The organism is Oryzisolibacter sp. LB2S, assembly GCF_040732315.1.
Taxonomy (GTDB): Bacteria; Pseudomonadota; Gammaproteobacteria; order Burkholderiales; family Burkholderiaceae_C; genus Alicycliphilus; species Alicycliphilus soli.
The window spans coordinates 1,515,139-1,532,829 of the sequence record NZ_CP160388.1 but is presented as its reverse complement, the minus strand read 5'-3'; the positions used below and the strand labels follow the sequence as shown (position 1 = coordinate 1,532,829).

The 17,691-nt window shown below is 68.2% G+C and carries 15 protein-coding genes; 6 read left to right on the top strand and 9 right to left on the bottom strand.

Annotated elements, in window-relative coordinates; all coding sequences use genetic code 11:
• Position 1: 1 nt before the first annotated feature.
• Positions 2 to 1,216: a heme d1 biosynthesis radical SAM protein NirJ gene (gene nirJ, locus ABUE11_RS07225; protein ID WP_367068374.1), complete on the top strand. Its 1,215-nt coding sequence runs from the start codon at positions 2 to 4 to the stop codon at positions 1,214 to 1,216.
• Positions 1,209 to 2,798, top strand: coding sequence for a cytochrome D1 domain-containing protein (locus ABUE11_RS07220; RefSeq protein ID WP_367068373.1), 1,590 nt, complete (start codon positions 1,209 to 1,211; stop codon positions 2,796 to 2,798). Before nirJ ends, ABUE11_RS07220 begins: the two co-directional genes overlap by 8 nt.
• 25 nt (positions 2,799 to 2,823) lie before the next feature.
• Here the strand turns inward: ABUE11_RS07220 and ABUE11_RS07215 are convergent, their stop codons facing one another.
• The 6 genes from ABUE11_RS07215 to ABUE11_RS07190 form a co-directional block, all read right to left on the bottom strand.
• Complete coding sequence (locus ABUE11_RS07215; RefSeq protein ID WP_367068372.1) at positions 2,824 to 3,429, bottom strand: Maf family protein; 606 nt, start codon at positions 3,427 to 3,429, stop codon at positions 2,824 to 2,826.
• Between the two features lie 60 nt (positions 3,430 to 3,489).
• The gene (rlmH, locus tag ABUE11_RS07210; RefSeq protein ID WP_367068371.1) at positions 3,490 to 3,957 is read right to left on the bottom strand and encodes a 23S rRNA (pseudouridine(1915)-N(3))-methyltransferase RlmH; all 468 of its coding nucleotides are present in this window, start codon (positions 3,955 to 3,957) and stop codon (positions 3,490 to 3,492) included.
• Positions 3,958 to 3,971: 14 nt separating this feature from the next.
• Positions 3,972 to 4,763 (bottom strand): ribosome silencing factor, encoded by a 792-nt coding sequence (gene rsfS, locus ABUE11_RS07205; protein WP_367068370.1) that lies wholly within the window; start codon positions 4,761 to 4,763, stop codon positions 3,972 to 3,974.
• Positions 4,764 to 4,812: 49 nt separating this feature from the next.
• Positions 4,813 to 5,733, bottom strand: a complete 921-nt coding sequence (gene hemF / locus ABUE11_RS07200; protein ID WP_367068369.1) for an oxygen-dependent coproporphyrinogen oxidase — start codon at positions 5,731 to 5,733, stop codon at positions 4,813 to 4,815.
• Positions 5,734 to 5,893: 160 nt separating this feature from the next.
• A complete protein-coding gene (gene purD, locus ABUE11_RS07195; RefSeq protein ID WP_367068368.1) occupies positions 5,894 to 7,183 on the bottom strand; it encodes a phosphoribosylamine--glycine ligase in 1,290 nt (429 codons plus the stop codon).
• Between the two features lie 20 nt (positions 7,184 to 7,203).
• Positions 7,204 to 7,923: a YebC/PmpR family DNA-binding transcriptional regulator gene (locus ABUE11_RS07190; RefSeq protein WP_367068367.1), complete on the bottom strand. Its 720-nt coding sequence runs from the start codon at positions 7,921 to 7,923 to the stop codon at positions 7,204 to 7,206.
• Between the two features lie 72 nt (positions 7,924 to 7,995).
• On the opposite strand from ABUE11_RS07190, the gene ABUE11_RS07185 reads away from it, so the two are divergent.
• The 3 genes from ABUE11_RS07185 (at position 7,996) to upp (ending at position 10,962) form a co-directional block, all read left to right on the top strand.
• The gene (locus tag ABUE11_RS07185; RefSeq protein ID WP_367068366.1) at positions 7,996 to 9,501 is read left to right on the top strand and encodes a helicase HerA-like domain-containing protein; all 1,506 of its coding nucleotides are present in this window, start codon (positions 7,996 to 7,998) and stop codon (positions 9,499 to 9,501) included.
• 73 nt (positions 9,502 to 9,574) lie between these two features.
• Positions 9,575 to 10,282, top strand: a complete 708-nt coding sequence (locus ABUE11_RS07180; protein ID WP_367068365.1) for a glutathione binding-like protein — start codon at positions 9,575 to 9,577, stop codon at positions 10,280 to 10,282.
• 50 nt (positions 10,283 to 10,332) lie between these two features.
• Entirely contained in the window at positions 10,333 to 10,962 is a 630-nt protein-coding gene (upp, locus tag ABUE11_RS07175; RefSeq protein WP_367068364.1) for a uracil phosphoribosyltransferase, read from the top strand.
• 58 nt (positions 10,963 to 11,020) lie between these two features.
• On the opposite strand, the gene ABUE11_RS07170 is transcribed toward upp, so the two are convergent.
• Positions 11,021 to 13,267, bottom strand: a complete 2,247-nt coding sequence (locus ABUE11_RS07170) for a TonB-dependent hemoglobin/transferrin/lactoferrin family receptor (protein WP_367068363.1) — start codon at positions 13,265 to 13,267, stop codon at positions 11,021 to 11,023.
• Positions 13,268 to 13,554: 287 nt separating this feature from the next.
• Here ABUE11_RS07170 and ABUE11_RS07165 point away from each other — a divergent pair, with 287 nt between their 5' ends.
• Positions 13,555 to 15,291: a cytochrome D1 domain-containing protein gene (locus ABUE11_RS07165; RefSeq protein ID WP_367068362.1), complete on the top strand. Its 1,737-nt coding sequence runs from the start codon at positions 13,555 to 13,557 to the stop codon at positions 15,289 to 15,291.
• 93 nt (positions 15,292 to 15,384) lie between these two features.
• Here the strand turns inward: ABUE11_RS07165 and ABUE11_RS07160 are convergent, their stop codons facing one another.
• The gene (locus tag ABUE11_RS07160) at positions 15,385 to 16,278 is read right to left on the bottom strand and encodes an NAD-dependent protein deacetylase (RefSeq protein WP_367068361.1); all 894 of its coding nucleotides are present in this window, start codon (positions 16,276 to 16,278) and stop codon (positions 15,385 to 15,387) included.
• The gene (gene sbcB, locus ABUE11_RS07155) at positions 16,247 to 17,686 is read right to left on the bottom strand and encodes an exodeoxyribonuclease I (RefSeq protein WP_367068360.1); all 1,440 of its coding nucleotides are present in this window, start codon (positions 17,684 to 17,686) and stop codon (positions 16,247 to 16,249) included. Before sbcB ends, ABUE11_RS07160 begins: the two co-directional genes overlap by 32 nt.
• Between the last annotated feature and the right edge of the window lie 5 nt (positions 17,687 to 17,691).

Below are 17,691 nucleotides of genomic sequence, written 5' to 3'. Positions count from 1 at the left end.
CATGTTTCGCATCAGCCAGTACATGCGCGAGCTCGCGCAGGCACAAGCCAGCGGCACCTACCCTACGGTGAAGGACCGCAAGGCCCGCGGCCCGGTCGTGATCTGGAACCTGATCCGCCGCTGCAACCTCACCTGCAAGCATTGCTACGCACTCTCTGCCGACCACGACTACGTGGGAGAGCTGTCGCTGCCCGAGGTCTTCACGGTCATGGACGACCTCAAGGCCTTTGGCGTGCCCGCGCTCATCCTCTCGGGCGGCGAGCCGCTCATGCGGGCCGACATCTTCGAGATCTCGGCGCGCGCGCGCGAGATGGGCTTCTACACCGGGCTCTCGACCAATGGCACGCTGATCGACGCGCCCATGGCCCGGCGCATTGCCGACGCGGGCTTCGACTACGTGGGCATCAGCCTCGACGGCCTCAAGCCCACGCACGACAAGTTCCGCCGCCTCGAAGGCGCGTTCGACCGCAGCCTGGCCGCCATAGGCCACCTCGACAAGGTGGGGGTCAAGGTGGGCCTGCGCTACACCATGACGGCGATGAACGCGCACGACCTGCCGGCGCTGCTGGACCTGATGCAGGAGGTCGGGGCGCACAAGTTCTACTTCTCGCACCTGAACTACGCCGGACGCGGCAACATCCACCGCGACAAGGACGCACACCACCAGGCCACGCGCGCGGCCATGGACATGCTGTTTGCGCGCGCCTGGGCCGCGGCCCAGGCCGGCCGCATGGACGACTACGTGAGCGGCAACAACGACGCCGACGGGCCCTACCTGCTGCAATGGGTGCAGCAGCACCTGCCGCAATGGCACGACGCGCTGCGCGCGCGCCTGGTCGCCTGGGGCGGCAACGCCAGCGGGCAGATGATTGCCAACATCGACAACCTGGGCCATGTGCACCCCGACACCATGTGGTGGCACCACGACCTGGGCTGCGTGAGGGACCGGCCCTTCTCCGAGATCTGGAACGACGTGAGCGACCCGCTGATGGCCGGCCTCAAGCAGCGCCCGCGCCCGGTCGAGGGCCGCTGCGGCGGCTGCCGGCACCTGGCCATCTGCAACGGCAACACGCGCGTGCGCGCCCAGCAGCTCACGGGCAACTTCTGGTTCGAGGACCCCGGCTGCTACCTCACGGACGCCGAAGTCGGCGCGGCCAGCACCCCGTTTGTGCCCACCCCTGCCAAGAAACGCCGCATCGAGATCGCCCATGCCTGAACTTCGCCCCGCCCTGCTCGCCCTGGCCCTGGCCTTTGCCGCCCCGCTGCAGGCCCAGACCAGCCCGTCCACCCCGGTCATCAACGCGCCGGCCCTCTACCAGCAGCATTGCGCAAGCTGCCACGGCGAGCAGCGCACCGGCCTCATGGGCCCGGCCCTGCTGCCCGAGAGCCTGGAGCGCACGCGCCCGGCCGAGGTGCTGCGCGTGATACGCCATGGCCGCGAGGCGACCCAGATGCCCGGTTTTGCAGAGCAGCTCTCCGGCCCCGAGATCCAGGCCCTGGCCGACTGGGTGCGTACCCCGGTCGTGCCCGCGCCGCGCTGGAGCGAGGCCGACATTCGCGCCTCGCGCATCGCCACGCCCTTGCCGCAGGACGAGCCCGTCAAGCCCAAGTGGGACGCCGACCCGATGAACCTCTTCGTCGTGGTCGAGGGCGGGGACCACCATGTCTCGCTGCTCGACGGCGACCGCTTCGAGGTCATCGCCCGCTTTGCGAGCCGCTACGCGCTGCACGGCGGGCCGAAGTTCACGCCCGACGGGCGCTACGTGTTCTTCGGCTCGCGCGACGGCTGGATCACCAAGTACGACCTGTGGCGCCTGGCCGTGGTCGCCGAGGTGCGCGCCGGCCTGAACATGCGCAACGTGGCCGTGAGCGGCGACGGCCGCTGGGTCATGGCCGCCAACTACCTGCCGCACAGCCTGGCGCTGTTCGACGCCGACCTCAACCTCGTCAAGACCTACGAGGCCAAAACGCTAGACGGCAAGGCCAGCTCGCGCGTCTCGGCCGTGTACGACGCCACGCCCCGGAACAGCTTCGTCGTCGCACTCAAGGACATTCCCGAGCTCTGGGAAATCTCCTACGACAAGAAGGCCGAGCCCATCCACGACGGCCTGGTGCACGACTACAAGATGGCCGAGGCCATCGCCAAGCCCGGCTACCTGGGCGTGCGCCGCACGCCGCTGTCCGAGCCGCTCGATGACTTCTTCTTCGACCAGAGCTACCAGCACGCCCTGGGCGCCACACGCCCGCGCAAGGGCACGGACGACAAGCCGAGCGCGCAGGTGGTGAACCTCAACGCCCGCGTCAAGGTGGCGGACCTGCCGATTGCCGGCATGCCGCACCTGGGCTCGGGCATCACCTTCGCCTGGAACGGCACGACGGTGCTCGCCAGCCCCAACCTGGGCGGCGGCGTGGTGGACGTGATCGACATGAAGACCTGGAAGACCGTGCGCACGATCAAGACGCCGGGGCCGGGCTTCTTCATGCGCAGCCACGAGAACACGCCCTACGCCTGGACCGACTCCATGATGAGCAAGGAGGGCAAGGACCGCCTGACCATCATCGACAAGCGCACGCTGGAGCCCGTGGCCGAGGTGCGCGAGCCCGGCAAGACGCTGGCGCACATCGAGTTCACGCGCGACGGCCGCTTCGCGCTGGCCAGCGTGTGGGAGATGGACGGCGCCCTCGTGGTCTACGACGCCGCCACCTTCAAGGAGGTCAAGCGCCTGCCCATGAAGAAGCCCGTGGGCAAGTACAACGTCTGGAACAAGATCACGCGCAGCGAGGGCACGTCGCACTGAGCGCCCGCACCGGCGCCGCTGGATATCAGTCGCGCAGCACGCCCGCCGCGCGCAGCAGCTGCGCCGTCTCGAACAGCGGCAGGCCCATGATGCCGGTGTAGCTGCCGTTGATGTTCTGCACATACTGCGCCACCGGCCCCTGTATGGCGTAGGCGCCTGCCTTGCCCATGGGCTCGCCGCTGGTCACATAGGCGGCAATCTGCGTGGGCGTCATGGCGGCAAAGCGCACCTCGGAGACCGACAGCGCGGCCAGGCGCCGTTCACCTGCCTGCAGCGCCACGGCGGTGAGCACCTGGTGCGTGTGACCCGAAAGTTCGCCCAGCATGCGCGCGGCGTCCTGGGCGTCGGCCGGCTTGCCATAAATGGTCATGCCCAGCGCCACCGTGGTGTCCGAGCACAGAATGGGCGCGGGGGCCAGGCCACGGCGTGCATGGCGCGCGACGGCGGCGTCGAGCTTGCGCGCCGTGACGCGCTGCACATAGGCCGCAGGCGCCTCGCCCGGCAGCACGGCTTCGAGCGCCTCGGCATCCTCGTCGGCGTCGGGCAGCAGCAGCTCGTGGCGCACGCCCAGCTGCTCGAGCAGCTGGCGCCGGCGCGGGCTCTGCGAGGCAAGGTAGATGAAGTCAGACATTCTGATAAAAATAGGGCTCCAGCGCCCGCCCATCAAGCGCTGGCAGCTATCAAAAACATATCATTCGCGGTGATACGGGTGGCCCGCATTTACCGACCAGGCACGGTACAACTGCTCGATGAGCAGCACGCGCACCATGGCGTGCGGCAGCGTCAGGTCCGACAGGCGTATGCGCTCGTGTGCGCCCTGCCTGAATGCCGGGTCCAGCCCGTCGGGCCCGCCTATGACCAGGGCCACGTCGTCACCGCCGAGCTGCCAGTCCTTCAGGCGCTGGGCCAGCGCACGGGTGGTGAGGCTGGTGCCGCGCTCGTCGAGCGCCACCACGCGCGTGCCGCGCGGGATGGCGGCCTCTATGCGTTCGCGCTCGGCGGCGTACAGGGTCTCGAGCGTCTTGGAGCCGCGCGGCTCGGTCTTGACGGCCTTGAGCTCGACCTTGAGCTCGGGCGGAAAGCGCTTGGCGTAGTCGTCATAGGCCGTCTGCGCCCAATCGGGCACGCGCTGGCCCACGGCGACGATGAGCAGCTTCATGCGTCAGAGCGGGATCAGGCCTTCTTGCGCGCGGGGGCCTTCCTGGCCGCCGGCTTGGCTGCCGCCTTGGCCACCGTCTTGCGCGCCGCGGGCTTGGATGCTGCCTTGGCCGGCGCCTTCTTGGCGGCGGGCTTGTTCACCACCACGGTCTTGGTTGGCGCCTTGGCGGCAGGCTTCTTGGCGGCCACAGACTTGGCTGCGGGCTTTGCGGCCGACTTGGGCGACGACTTGGGTGACGACTTGGACAGCGCCTTGCCCGTGGTCTTGGCCGCGGGTTTGGCGGCCGCCGACTTGGCAGCCGTCTTGGCAGGGGCCTTGGCCGCAGCCTTCTTCACCGCGGGCTTGGCCGCCGCCTTCTTCGCGGCCGGCTGGCGCAGGGGCGCGCCGCTCGCGTCCTCGGAGGCCGTGATTCTGCGCGGCTTGTCGGCGCCGAGCTTCATGCGCACGGGCTTCTCGCCCCAGATTTCCTCGAGGCGGTAGTACTGGCGGATGGCGGGCTGCATCACATGGACCACGGCCTGGCCGCAGTCCACGATGATCCATTCGCCGTTCTCCTCGCCCTCGGTGCGCGGCTTTGCAAAGCCGGCCTCGCGCACGGCATCGCGCACGCTCGCGGCCAGGGCCTTGGTCTGGCGGTTGGAGCTGCCGGTGGCGACGATGACGCGCTCGAACAGCGGCGACAAGTGCTCGGTGTTGAAGACCTGGATGTCTTGCGCCTTGACGTCCTCCAGTCCATCGACGATGGCGCGCTGGAGCTTGGTGACGTCTTTCTTGGCGGCGGTTTCCGATCGGGGGGAAGTGGTCATCAGGGTGGTCTTCAAGGAAAAGAGGGGGGTCAATATAGGCCGTCGGGGCTCAGAGCCAGTCACGGCGTTGCAGAAAGTGGGTGATGAGTTCGGCCTCGGGCGTGCCCGGTGCGTCCTCGCGCTGGTAAACCCAAGCTGCCAGCGGCGGCATGGACAGCAGGATGGACTCGGTGCGCCCGCCCGACTGCAGGCCGAAATGCGTGCCCCGGTCCCAGACCAGGTTGAACTCCACATAGCGCCCGCGGCGGTAGAGCTGGAATGCGCGCTCGCGCTCGCCATACGCCATGTCCATGCGCCGCTGCACGATGGGCAGGTAGGCGTTCAGGAAGGCGTCGCCCACGCTTTGCGTCATGGCCAGGCTTTGCTCGAAGCCGAGCTCGGAGAAGTCGTCGAAGAAGATGCCGCCCACGCCGCGCTGCTCGCCCCGGTGCTTGAGGCAGAAATAGTCGTCGCACCAGGTCTTGAAGCGCGGGTACAGGTCCGCACCAAACGGCGCCAGCGCATCGCGGCAGCTGCGGTGAAAGTGCACCGCGTCTTCCTCGAAGCCGTAGTAGGGCGTCAGGTCCATGCCACCGCCGAACCAGCAGACGGGCTCCTGCCCCGGCTGGCCCGCGGCGATCATGCGCACGTTCATGTGTACCGTGGGCACATAGGGGCTCCGCGGGTGAAAGACGAGCGACACGCCCATGGCCTCGAACGGCGCGCCGGCAAGCTCGGGCCGGTGCTGCGTGGCCGATGGCGGCAGCTGCGGCCCGCGCACATGCGAGAAACCGCAGCCGGCGCGCTCGAACACGCGCCCGCCCTCGAGGATGCGCGTGATGCCATCGCCCTGCAGCGGCGAGCCGCTCTCGCGCCGCCAGGCGTCGGAGCGAAAGCGCGCCCCGCCCTGCTCCGTGGGGCCTTCCACATCCTCCAGCGCCGCGGTGATGCGCGACTGCAGGCCTTCGAGGTAGTTTCGAAAATCACCCATGCTTCAATTGTCAGTGATCAGTGGCGCTGCGCAAAAAACGGGCGCAACCGGGGCGAGGGCAGCCGCGCAAGGGCCGCCCCGCCGCGCTGGCTGCGTCCCCCTTCCCACGCGCAGCGTGAGAGAAGGGGGAAGCCGCGAAGCGGCTCAGGGGGTTGTCGCCTCATTTGACCGCGCGGTGGCCGATGTCGCGGCGATACTGCGCGCCGTCGAAGTAGATGCCGCGCGCCACGTCGTAGGCGCGCTGCTGCGCCTGCTTGACGTTGTCGGCCAGGGCCGTCACGCACAGCACGCGCCCGCCGCTGGTGCGCAGCACGCCGTCGGCGTCAAGCGCGGTGCCCGCATGGAACACCATGGCGTCGTCCACATCGTCGGCCTCCGGCGGCAGGCCTGTGATGGCGTCGCCCTTGCGCGGTGCCTCGGGGTAGCCATGCGCGGCCATCACCACGCCCAGCGCCGTGCGCCTGTCCCATTGCAGCTCGACCTGGTCGAGCCTGCCGTCGACGGCCGCGCCCAGCACCTCCACCAGATCGCTCTTGAGGCGCATCAGAATGGGCTGGGTCTCGGGGTCGCCCATGCGGCAGTTGAACTCCAGCGTCTTGGGGTGACCCTTGGCATCGATCATCAGGCCGGCGTACAGAAAGCCCGTGTAGGGGATGCCGTCCTTCTCCATGCCGCGGATGGTGGGCAGGATGACCTCGCGCATGGCGCGGGCGTGCACATCGGCCGTGACTATCGGAGCAGGCGAGTACGCGCCCATGCCGCCGGTGTTCGGCCCTTGGTCGCCGTCCTTCAGGCGCTTGTGGTCCTGGCTCGTGGCCAGGGCGGCGACGTTCTTGCCGTCGCACAGCACGATGAAGCTGGCCTCCTCGCCCTCGAGGAATTCCTCGATCACCACGCGCGCGCCGCCTTCGTTGTGCGCCACGCCGTATTTGTTGTCCACCAGCATGAAGTCCACGGCGTCGTGGGCCTCCTGCACCGTGGTGGCCACGACCACGCCCTTGCCCGCGGCCAGGCCGTCGGCCTTGATGACGATGGGTGCGCCCAGGCGGTCGATGTAGGCGTGCGCGGCCTGCGGGTCGGTGAACGTGTCGTACTCGGCCGTGGGGATGCCGTGGCGCTTCATGAAGGCCTTGGAGAAGGCCTTGGAGCTCTCGAGCTGCGCGGCCGCGCGGGTGGGCCCGAAGATGCGCAGGCCGTGCGCGCGGAACTCATCGACCACGCCGGCGGCCAGCGGCGCCTCGGGGCCGACGACGGTGAGCGCGATCTTCTGCGCCTGCGCCCATTCGCGCAGCGCCACCGGGTCGGTGATGGGCAGGTTCTCGTAGCGGGGCGACAGGGCCGTGCCGCCGTTGCCCGGCGCCACGTAGACCTTGGTCGTCCTGGGGGACTGGCTCAGCTTCCAGGCCAGTGCGTGTTCCCGGCCGCCGCCGCCAATGACTAGGATTTTCATAGTGGGTGTGGTCAGAGCTCCTAGAGCTCTGCGTTGTGGTAGACCTCTTGCACATCGTCGAGGTCTTCGATCATGTCCAGCAGCTTTTGCATGCGCGCGGCGTCGTCGCCCTCGAGGGCGATGGTGTTCTCGGGGCGCATGGTGACCTCGGCCACCTCGGGCGTGAGGCCCGCGGCCTCGAGCGCGTCGCGCACGGCCTCGAAGTCGCCGGGGGCCGTCAGCACCTCGATGGCACCCTCGTCGTCGGTGATCACGTCCTCGGCGCCGGCCTCCAGCGCCACTTCCATGACCTTGTCCTCGCTCGTGCCGGGGGCAAAGATCAGCTGACCCACATGCTTGAACTGGAAGGCCACCGAGCCCTCGGTGCCCATGTTGCCGCCGTACTTGGAGAAGGCGTGGCGCACCTCGGCCACGGTGCGCACGCGGTTGTCGGTCATGGTGTCGACGATGATGGCCGCGCCGCCGATGCCATAGCCCTCGTAGCGGATTTCCTCGTAGCTCACGCCCTCGAGGTTGCCCGTGGCCTTGTCGATGTTGCGCTTGATGTTGTCGGCCGGCATGTTGGCCGCCTTGGCCTTATCCACGGCCAGGCGCAGGCGCGGGTTGGCCGAAAGGTCACCGCCGCCCTGGCGTGCTGCCACCATGATTTCACGAATGATGCGGGTCCAGATCTTGCCGCGCTTCTCATCCTGGCGCCCCTTGCGGTGCTGGATGTTGGCCCATTTACTGTGTCCTGCCACTGCAGAGTCCTTTGATTGATTTAATCTTGCGGCCGGGATTTTACTTTTGACTCTCACTCTCTCCAGACCGCCATGGCCGAACCCCTATTGATTGCACAGCGCGACTCCACCCAATGCCACCTGCTGCCGGGCCTGGCCAACCGCCATGGCCTGATCACGGGCGCCACGGGCACGGGCAAGACGGTGACGCTGCAGCAGCTTGCCGAACAGTTCTCGCGCATCGGCGTGCCCGTGTTCATGGCCGACGTCAAGGGCGACCTCACGGGCATCAGCCAGAAGGGCAGCGTGGGCGACAAGCTGGCCAAGGTGCTGACCGAGCGCGGCCTGCCCCTGCCCGAACCCATTGCCTGCCCCACGACGCTGTGGGACGTGTTCGGAAGCCAGGGCCACCCGGTGCGCGCCACCATCTCGGACATGGGGCCGCTCTTGCTCGGGCGCATGCTCAATCTGAACGAGACGCAGCTCGGCGTGCTCAACCTGGTGTTCAAGATCGCCGACGACAACGGCCTGCTGCTGCTCGATCTCAAGGACCTGCGCGCCATGCTCACCTACGTGGGCGACAACGCCAAGGAGTTCACCACCGAGTACGGCAACATCAGCAGCGCCAGCGTGGGCGCCATACAGCGCGGCCTGCTGGCCATCGAGTCCCAGGGCGGCGACCAGTTCTTCGGCGAGCCCATGCTCAACATCGAGGACTTCATGCAGACCGTGGACGGCCGTGGCGTGATCAACATCCTCGCGGCCGACAGACTCATGAATTCGCCGCGCCTGTATGCCACCTTTCTGCTGTGGATGCTGTCCGAGCTGTTCGAGCAGCTGCCCGAGATCGGCGACCCCGAGCAGCCCAAGCTCGTGTTCTTCTTCGACGAGGCCCACCTCTTGTTCAACGAGGCGCCCAAGGTGCTCGTCGAGCGCATCGAGCTCGTCGTGCGCCTGGTGCGCTCCAAGGGCGTGGGCGTGTACTTCGTGACGCAGAACCCGCTCGACATCCCCGACAGCGTGCTGGCCCAGCTGGGCAACCGCGTGCAGCACGCGCTGCGCGCCTTCACCCCGCGCGACCAGAAGGCCGTGAAGGCCACGGCCACCACCATGCGCCCGAAGGCGGGCCTGGACATCGAGGCCGCCATCACCGAGCTGGCCGTGGGCGAGGCGCTCGTGAGCTTTCTCGACGCCAAGGGGCGCCCGAGCGAGACCGAGCGCGTCTACGTGCTGCCCCCGGGCAGCCAGATCGGCCCGATCACGGATGGCGAGCGGCGCGCCCTGCTCGCGGGCTCGCTCGTCGCCGGCACCTACGACCAGCCCGTGGACCGCGAGTCTGCCTACGAGAAGCTGCGCGGCCGCGCCGACGAGGCGGCCGGCAACGCCGCGGCCCGCCAGGGCCAGGCCCAGCCCGAGGGCGGCGGGCTGATGGACGGCCTGAACGACGTACTGTTCGGCAGCACCGGCCCGCGCGGCGGCAAGAAGGACGGCCTGGTGCAGACCATGGCCAAGTCCGCCGTGCGCACCATGGGCACCAGCCTGGGCAGGGAGATTCTGCGCGGCGTGCTCGGCGGCATCTTCGGCGGCAAGAGGCGCTGAGCAATTTCAAGCAAAAAGTGGCCCCAGCGCCCGTCCCGCAAGCGCTGGCAGCTATGGTTTTTGTGAGTTTCTCATGATCGACCTGTACTACTGGACCACGCCCAACGGCCACAAGATCACGCTGTTCCTGGAGGAGTCGGGCCTGCCCTACCGCATCCACCCGGTGAACATCGGACGGGGCGAGCAGTTCGCACCCGACTTCCTGCGCATCGCACCGAACAACCGCATCCCGGCCATCGTCGACCAGGCGCCGGCCGATGGCGGCTCACCACTGTCGGTGTTCGAATCGGGCGCCATCCTGCTGTACCTGGCCGACAAGACCGGCCGCTTCATCCCGCAGGACCTGCGCGGGCGCAACGAGGCGCTGCAATGGCTGTTCTGGCAGATGGGAGGCCTGGGCCCCATGGCCGGGCAGAACCACCATTTCGTGCAGTACGCGCCCGAGCCCATCGCCTACGCCATCGAGCGCTATGTGAAGGAAACCGCGCGCCTGTACGGCGTGCTCGACCGGCATCTGGCCGACGGGCGCGCCTTCATTGCGGGCGACTATTCCATCGCCGACATGGCCTGCTACCCCTGGATCGTGCCGCACGAGCGCCAGCGCCAGAGCCTGGCGGACTTCCCGCATCTGGCCGCCTGGTTCGAGCGCATCCGCAGCCGCCCCGCGACCGAACGCGCCTATGCCCTGGCCCAGTCCATCCACAGCGCCCCGACCGTGGACAAAGCCGCCAGGAAACACCTGTTCGGCCAGGATGCGAGCACGGTACGGCCGCGCACCTGACAACCCACCACCCCATCACCCGCCACCGCACAGAAAAGAGGCCCCCGCCCATGAGCAACGTCCACGTCATCACCCACCCGCTGGTGCAGCACAAGCTGACGCTGATGCGCAAGAAGGACGCCAGCACCAACAGCTTTCGCCGCCTGCTCGGCGAGCTGTCCACCCTCATGGCCTACGAGGTCACGCGCGACATGCCGCTGCAGGACGTGCAGATCGAAACCCCGCTCGAGACCATGACCGCCAAGGTCATCGACGGCAAGAAGCTGGTGCTGGTCTCCATACTGCGCGCGGGCAACGGCTTTCTCGACGGCATGCTCAACGTCGTGCCCGGCGCGCGCATAGGCCATATCGGCCTGTACCGCGACCCGGCGACGCTGCAGCCCGTGGAGTACTACTTCAAGATGCCGTCCGAGATGAGCGAGCGCGACGTGATCGTGGTCGACCCCATGCTCGCCACCGGCAACTCGGCCGCTGCCGCCGTCGAGCGCATCAAGCAGCTCAAGCCGCGCTCGGTCAAGTTCGTCTGCCTGCTGGCCGCGCCCGAGGGCGTGGCCACCATGCAGCAGGCCCACCCCGACGTGCCCATCTACACCGCCGCCATCGACCGCGAGCTCAACGACCACGGCTACATACTGCCGGGCCTGGGTGACGCGGGCGACCGCATCTTCGGCACCAAGTGAGCCACCGCACGCGCGGCCCCTGCGCCCGGCTGCGCGGGGTCGGCGCCGCGCGCCGGCATCAGAAATCCACCACCAGCGACACCCGCGCATTGCGCCCGGGCTGGGTGTAGGCGTCGAGCACGGGGTCGGTGACGGCCTTGCCGTACACGTCCGGCCACATCCAGTACTTGCGGTCGGTCAGGTTGTTCAGCGCCACATTCAGGCGCACGCCGCGCGTGATGCGCCACTGCGCGCCCAGGTCCAGCGTGGTGACTGCGGAGGGCGCGAACTGCACGATCTTCTTGCCGTTGTCGTAGTTGCCTATGGAGTCGCGGTCGATGTCGCCCTCGCGCTTGGCCGCGTAGTGGCGCAGGTCGGCATACAGGCTCCAGGGCGCGGTGTCGTAGCGCAGGCCCAGGGACAGCTGCGCCGGCGTGACCGAGTTCAGCGGCCGCCCGCTCGTCCTGTCGGTGCCGCGCGTCAGGCCATAGGCCAGCGTGGTGCGCAGGCGCCCCTCGCCCACGCTGCCCCAGTCGTAGCCGCCCTTGAACTCCAGGCCGTAGATGCGCGCCCGCGCAATGTTCACGGTCTGGAACGTGTTCTGCGTGAGCAGCGCTCCGGTGTAGGTCTGCCCGATCAGGCGCGCATCCTCGATCAGGTTGGAGTAGCGCGTATCGAACGCCACCAGATCCAGGTTCAGCCGCTCCATGCGGCCGCGCAGGCCCAGCTCCAGCCCTCGGCTGCGCTCGGGCCTGAGGTCGGGGTTGGGGATGACCACGTTGTTCAGCGGCCCCACCTTGAGCTGGAAGCGGTCGTTGAGCTGGCCCGGCTCGGGCGCGCGGTAGCCCGTGGCGTACTGGCCGAACACGCTCCACACCGGCGTGGCGCGGTAGAGCACGCCCAGCTTGGGCAGCACGGCCTGGCCCGACAGCGAGCGCGCCGGCTGCGGAAACAGCGGCGTCTGGCCCGTCGCGTCGATGGAGAAATGGTCGATGCGCAGGCCCGGCGTGATGGTCCAGTCGCCGACCACGGTCTCGTCCTGCAGGTACAGGCCCGCCATGGTCTCGCGCGTGTCCGGAAAGCGCTTGAGCGGGAAGGTCTCGGCCGGGTCCACCACGCCCTGGCCGTCATACAGGTTGGTGATGCGGCTGCGCACATAGTCCAGGCCATAGACCAGGCGATGCGCCCAGTCGCCCGAGCGCAGCACCTTGTCCGCCTGCAGGCCGAGCTGCCAGGTTCTTTCGTCGTAGCGGTTGTCACGGACGCGGTGCACGACCGGGCCTGGCGTTGGCGTGACCCTCTGCACATGGCTGTTGCCCAGGCGGTGCGACGAGGCCTTCTGCGCCGACACCACGGTGCGCAGGTGATCGGCCCAGTCCGAGGTGACGCCGAAGCGCGCGTCCCAGGCCACGCGCGTGCGCTGCACCGTGAGGTCGGTGTCCTCGCCCAGGATGGTGTTGCCCGTGCGGCCATCGAGGCCACGGCTCGAGAGCATCTGCACCTCGCTGTCCTTCTGCGTGTGCTCCAGGGTGAACACATGGCGCTGGCGCGCCTCGGGCTTCCAGACGATCTTGCCCAGCACGGCCGCGTCGCGGTTGTCGGTCGGGTCGGGGCGCGTGCGCCGGTTGTCGTCGGCCGCGTTGCTGCCCATGTTGTCGAGGGCATGGGACTGGCGCGCCGTGGCCGTCAGCATCCATTGCAGGCGGTCGCTGGCCCGGCCGGCGACGCTGCCGGTTTCAACAAAGCCACGGTCGTCCTGGCTCCAGCCCAGGGCCACGCGCCCGCCCACGGCCCTGGGCGCGGCGCCCTCCTCGGCCTTGAGGAAGTCCTGCGGGTCATGGGTGATGAAGTTCACCACGCCGGCCATGCCATCGCCGCCATACTGCGCGGCGGCCGGGCCGCGGATCAGCTCCACGCGCTTGAACAGCTCGAGCGACAGGTATTCGCGGTCGAACATCGCGGAGCGCGACACATAGCTGCGCGGCATGCGGATGCCATCCACCGTCATCAGCACGCGGTTGCCGCCCAGTCCGCGGATGTTGATGCCCATGTTGCCGTCGCGCGCAAAGGCATTGCCCGCCGCGCCCACGCCCACGCGCGCCGGCGTGCTGCGCACCGCCACGTTGGGCAGGTCCTGCAGGGCCTGGCGCAGCGTGTGCGTCTGCTGCTCGCCCAGCTTGTCGCCCTCGATCACATCGGCCGTCAGCGGCAGGTCCTCGGCCAGCAGATTGTTCTGCCCGGAGCTGACAACCACGGTCGGCAGGCTCGCGTGCGCACGGCCGGCCGTCTGCGCATGGATGCCGAAATGGGCACAAGCGAGAGCCATGCCAAGAATGCACAAGGGCCCCGGTGCAGGCACGCGCTTGTTGCCCTGGGTCAAAAAATACATGGGTAGAACCGCCTATGGATATACATTGATCACTGACGGGAATTGTCAGATGTTGCGCTAAGAAGAACGCGCCATACATATTTGCTGCAGATCAAACAATGCCCACAATCACCCTATGTATAGTATGGAAAACCCGCTGAGCCATGCGTCGCAGCCCGCAGCGGGGTAAGCCTGAGACCCAGGCGGCAGAACGACCCGGGCGGCGACATGTAAGGAGTCTTCCCATGAGAACCCGCAAGCTGGCGAGCCTGGTGGCCTTGGCCGTTTCCTCCATGGCGCTTTCGGCCATCGCACAAGAACCGGCCAAGCCGGGCGGTCCCACGACCGATGTCAAGAGCCCACAGGCGCAGTACGAATCCGCCCCCTATGCCACCACTGGCGCGGAAATGCACAAGAGCAGCATTGCCAAGGCGCCCCCGATGACCGAGGCCGAATTCCAGAAGGCGCGCCAGATCTACTTCGAGCGCTGCGCCGGCTGCCACGGCGTGCTGCGCAAGGGCGCCACCGGCAAGCCCCTGACGCCCGACATCACGAACGAGCGCGGCATCGACTATGTGAAGACCTTCATCGCCTACGGCTCGCCGGCCGGCATGCCCAACTGGCTGACCTCGGGCGACTTCGACGAGGCCACGGTGGACCTGATGGCGCGCTACGTCATGCACGAGCCGCCCACGCCGCCCGAGTTCTCTCTGGCGGACATGGAGGCCACGCGCAAGGAATACATCCCGGTGAGCCAGCGCCCCACCAAGAAGATGAACAAGTACAACATCGAGAACATCTTCTCGGTGACCCTGCGTGACGACGGCACGATCGCCCTGATCGACGGCGACACCAAGGAAATCATCAACATCGTCAAGACCGGCTACGCGGTGCACATCTCGCGCCTGTCGGCATCGGGCCGCTACCTCTATGTGATCGGCCGTGACGCGCGCGTCAACCTGATCGACCTGTGGATGGAAAAGCCCGACAACGTGGCCGAGATCAAGGTAGGCCTGGAGGCGCGTTCGGTGGAAACCTCCAAGTTCAAGGGCTGGGAGGACAAGATCGCCATCGCCGGCACCTACTGGCCGCCCCAGTTCGTGCTGATGGACGGTGACACGCTCAAGCCGCGCAAGATCGTCGGCACGCGTGGCATGGACATCAACAACGAGTACCACCCCGAGCCGCGCGTGGCCGCCATCGTCTCCAGCCACAAGAAGCCCGAGTTCCTGGTCAACGCCAAGGAAACCGGCAAGATCTGGATGGTGGACTACACCGATCTGACCAACCTCAAGACCAAGCAGATCGACACCGCCAAGTTCCTGCACGACGGTGGCTTCGACGCCTCGGGCCGCTACTTCCTGACCGCTGCCAACGCCTCGAACAAGATCGTCGTGGTCGACACCCAGGAGAGCAAGCTCGAAGCCATCGTGGACGTGGGCAAGACACCCCACCCCGGCCGTGGCGCGAACTTCAAGCATCCCAAGTTCGGTCCCGTGTGGGCCACCTCGGGCCTGGGTGACGAGAGCATCTCGCTCATCGGCACCGATCCCAAGGGCCACAAGGCCAACGCCTGGAAGGTCGTGCAGACGCTCGAAGGCCAGGGCGGCGGCTCGCTGTTCATCAAGACCCACCCCAAGTCCAACAACCTGTGGGTGGACACGACGCTGAACCCCGACCCCAAGCTGAGCCAGAGCGTGGCCGTGTTCGACATCCGTGATCTGAGCAAGAAGCCCGAGATCATCGACATCGCCGCCTGCGCCAACATCCAGGACGACGGCGCCAAGCGCGTGGTGCAGCCCGAGTACAACAAGGCCGGCACCGAGGTCTGGTTCTCCGTCTGGAGCGCCAAGAACAAGAAGTCCGCCATCGTGGTGGTGGACGACAAGACCCGCAAGTGCAAGACGGTGATCGACGATCCGCGCCTGATCACCCCCACCGGCAAGTTCAACGTCTACAACACCCAGCACGACGTGTACTGATAGACGCCGCCCCGGCACCCGCGTCATGCGGGTGCATGGATGACCAACCGCCGCACGGCTGCGCCTGCGGCGGTTTTTTCATGAGGCCGCAGGTCACGACCCCTGAAGCGCCTGCGTCACGGCCTGCAGGGCCGCGCCCACATCCAGCTCCACCTTCAGGGCCAACAGATCGTCGGCGCGCGTGCGCCCCTGGTTCACGGCCGCCACGGGCAGGCCCCGCCGCACCGCCTCGAGCACGAAGCGGTAGCCCGAAAACACCATGAGCGATGAGCCGGCCACGAGCATGGCATCGGAGCGCGCCAGCGCCGCATGGGCGGCGTCCACGCGCGCGCGGGGCACGCTTTCGCCGAAGAACACCACGTCCGGCTTGAGCGGACCGCGCCCGCATTGCGCGCAGGCCGGCACGTCGAAGCCGGAGAAATCGCGCCCCTCGAGGTCCGCGTCCCCATCGGGGGCCGCGCCCGCCCGCAGCCCGGCCCAGCCGGGATTGCGCCGCAGCAGCTCGGCCTGCAGCTGCGCGCGCGGGCTGCGTGCCTCGCAGTGCATGCAGCGCACGGTGTCTATGCAGCCGTGCAGGTCCAGCGTCTGCCGGTTGCCGGCGGCGCGGTGCAGCCCGTCCACGTTCTGCGTGAGCAGCAGCGCAATGCGGCCCGCCTGCTCGAGCCGCGCAAGTGCGTGATGCGCGGCGCCGGGCCTTGCCCGCGCCATCACCGGCCAGCCCAGCATGCTGCGCGCCCAGTAGCGCCGGCGCGTGGCCTCGTCGCCCATGAAGGCCTGGTAGGTCACGGGCTGCGGACGCTTCCAGTGGCCGTTCTGGTCACGGTAGTCGGGTATGCCCGCCGCCGTGCTGCAGCCCGCGCCGGTGAGGACGAACAGGCGCGCATGCGTGCGCACAAAGGCCGAAAGTGCCTCCTGCGCCTCCTGCGCGTCCTGCGTCGCCTGCGCGCCCGCGCGGTCACTCCATGCCGGGGGCGATGCTTTCTGCATAGTCGTACACGGCGCCAAGAATCTCCTGGCTGCGCTCGTCCTCGGCCTCGGCGCCCAGGGTGTCGAGCTGCTCGAACAGTGCGTCGAAGCTCAGGCCCCCGCCCTGCCCCTCGACCAGCATGGCCGTGCGGTGCGCCTCCCAGCGCTCCTGCTCCTCGGGCGACAGGGTCTGTGGGAAGTTGCGCGCGCGGTAGCGCCAGACCAGCTCGGCCAGGCGCGGGTCGTCAAAGCCCGGACGCTCGTGGGCCAGCTCCTCCCCCGACAGGGCGCGCAGGCGGTTCAGGCGCCGGCGGTCCTCGTTGCCCAGAAAGCCGCCATAGAGGTCCTGATCCACGTCCAGCGGCTCTTCCTGCGGCCGCTGGAACACCTTGGCCCAGATCGCGCTCATGTCGGGCAGGGCGCGCGCGGCCTCGGCATGGCGCGCGGCCTGCGCCAGGTCCAGGCCCCAGCGCTGGGCCAGGGCGGGCGTGAGCGTGTTCACATTGCCCACCACCATGGGCGACTTGTTCAGGTGCACGGTCTTGAGCGGCAGGCGCGTCACGCCCTCGGGCAGATCGGCCGCGCGCGTGAACAGGCGCTGGCGGATCTCGTCGGCCGACAGCGCTGTGAGCTCGGCCGGGTCATGCGCCAGGTCCCAGGCCAGCAGTTCGTTCTTGTTCCGGGGGTGGCTGGCCAGCGGCCACATCACGGCAAGACAGCCGCGCTCGGCCGCAAACATGCCCGAGACATGCAGGAACGGCCGCGCCGTCTGCGCCGTGGCCGGCAGGCGCAGCTCGGCGGCCACGCGCTCCTTCCTGTGCAGGGACAGGGCAAAGTCGAACAGCCTGGGCTGGCGGCTGCGTATCAGACGCGCGAGCGCAATCGTGGCGCGCACGTCGGACAGCGCGTCGTGCGCGGCCTCGTGCGCCAGGCCGTTGGCGCGCGTCAGATGCTCAAGGCGAAAGCTCGGCTTGCCATCCACCACGGGCCACTCGATGCCGTCGGGGCGCAGTGCGTGGCACATGCGCGCCACGTCGAGCAGATCCCAGCGGCCGCATTCGTTCTGCCATTCGCGCGCATAGGGGTCGATGAGGTTGCGCCAGAACATGAAGCGCGTGATCTCGTCGTCGAAGCGTATGGTGTTGTAGCCCACGCCAATCGTGCCGGGCAGCGCCAGCTCGGCCTCTATGCGCGCGGCGAAGGCATGCTCGGGCAGGCCCTGCTCCAGGCACAGCTGGGGCGTGATGCCGGTGATCAGACAGGACTCGGGGTTGGGCAGATAGTCGTTGGCCGGCCGGCAATACATCATCAGCGGCGTGCCGATCTCGTTGAGCTCGGCATCGGTGCGTATGGCGGCAAACTGCGCCGGGCGATCGCGGCGCGTGTCGGCGCCAAAGGTTTCGTAGTCGTGCCAGAGAAAGGTGTGCATGGGCG